Origin of the sequence: Corallococcus sp. CA049B (genome assembly GCF_003611685.1) — a bacterium.
GTDB lineage: Bacteria > Myxococcota > Myxococcia > Myxococcales > Myxococcaceae > Corallococcus > Corallococcus coralloides.
On record NZ_RAWC01000448.1, the window covers coordinates 1 to 1,429 of the forward strand.

At 68.6% G+C, this 1,429-nt stretch carries 3 protein-coding genes; 2 read left to right on the forward strand and 1 reads right to left on the reverse strand.

All coding sequences use genetic code 11. The annotated features are described in order from the left end of the window. Positions 1-85: 85 nt before the first annotated feature. Positions 86-286 carry a cold-shock protein gene (locus D7W82_RS39615; RefSeq protein WP_120529680.1) on the reverse strand — a complete coding sequence of 67 codons (201 nt, stop codon included), beginning with the start codon at positions 284-286 and terminating at the stop codon, positions 86-88. Positions 287-629: 343 nt separating this feature from the next. On the opposite strand from D7W82_RS39615, the gene D7W82_RS39620 reads away from it, so the two are divergent. Together D7W82_RS39620 and D7W82_RS39625 are read left to right on the forward strand one after the other, a co-directional pair. Further along, positions 630-1,163 (forward strand): periplasmic heavy metal sensor, encoded by a 534-nt coding sequence (locus D7W82_RS39620; protein ID WP_120623180.1) that lies wholly within the window; start codon positions 630-632, stop codon positions 1,161-1,163. Between the two features lie 30 nt (positions 1,164-1,193). Next, positions 1,194-1,409 (forward strand): hypothetical protein, encoded by a 216-nt coding sequence (locus D7W82_RS39625; protein ID WP_120623181.1) that lies wholly within the window; start codon positions 1,194-1,196, stop codon positions 1,407-1,409. Positions 1,410-1,429 lie beyond the last annotated feature (20 nt).

Sequence of the window (1,429 nt, forward strand, 5' to 3'; positions counted from 1 at the left end):
GTCCAGAAAGACGAAAGCCCAGCCTCCATGGGGAGACTGGGCTTCGAGGACTCACCTCAAGGGGTGAGTCGAAGGTTCAGCTCGTTCAGGCGGCGCGAACGTTCTGCGCCTGCAGACCCTTGGGGCCCTTGGTGACTTCGAACTCCACCTTCTGGCCCTCGGCCAGGGTGCGGAAGCCATCCATGTTGATCGCAGTGTGGTGGCAGAAAACGTCTTCGCCATTGTCCTGCGCGATGAAACCGAAGCCCTTCGCGTCGTTGAACCACTTCACGGTACCAAATGCCATTGTGAGTCTCTTCTCTTTCTCTGCTCTGAACAGGTGTGAGGCTCGCGCCTTCCACCGGTGCCGGAACGAACACCGCCCCGGCACGCCGGGCACTCTACCCACTTCCAGCCCGAACACCACTCCCAAGGGTGGAATCCTGCCGGAAGCCGTCCTTCATCCGACACAACGGACTGGGACAGGCCCGGCAGAAGAACATCCCATGCCCCGGCGGGCATTCCGGACCCCTTCACACTTCTTCACCGCCGCCGGGCGTGGGCTTCACACCCGCCCTCTACCTTGAGCTCCGTCAGCAACGACACGGGCCCGCCGGTTCGGCGCCCGCCTGCTTCCTGGAGCCAAGACCATGTTCGGATTCATTTTCGGTACCGCCTGCCTCGCCGGTCTCTTCGCCACCCTGCGCCGGGGGCGCTACGGCCACCACGCCTACGCCTACGGCCGTGGAGGCCGCTTTGGCATGCGCCCCCGGCTGCGCTGGCTCTTCGAGCGGCTGGAGACCTCCCCCGGCCAGGAGAAGGTCATGGTGAAGGCGGTGGAGAACGTGCGCGAGGCCTTCGCCAAGGTGAAGGACCAGTGGGGCCCCAGCCGCACGTCGCTCGCGGGCTCGCTGCGAGGAGAGCACTTCGACGGCGCCATGCTGCGCGAGCTGTTCAGCCGCCACGACGTGGCGCTGGAGACGCTGCGCAACGCCGTGCAGGACGCCCTGTCCCAGGTGCACGAGGCGCTGGAGCCCAACCAGCGCCGCGAGCTCGCGGACATCATCGAGCACGGCTGGGGTCAAGGCTGGCAGGGCCGCGGCTGGCACGGCCGGCGCTGCGGCGGGTACGGCCGCTGGGGTGGCCGCCCCCACAACGATGACGGCCCCGCGTCCTTCGTCTGAAGCCCCCTGCCCTCTTCCTGGAGATTGCCCATGCGCCACCGTCTGCTCGTCGTCCTCCTCGCCGCGGGTGCCCTCGGAGGCTATGCCTCCGGCTTCGCGAGCCTCGCCCGCAACCACCGCTCCCACTGCCACCGGGGTGACTGGGGCGGCCCCGCCTACCGCGACGGGATGCCGCCGTACTGGGACTGGCACGCGCCCAGGCCGCGGGGCACCGCCGGCCCCGCCGACGCACCGGGAGCGCGTTAGGATTCGCCCCCGCCCATGCC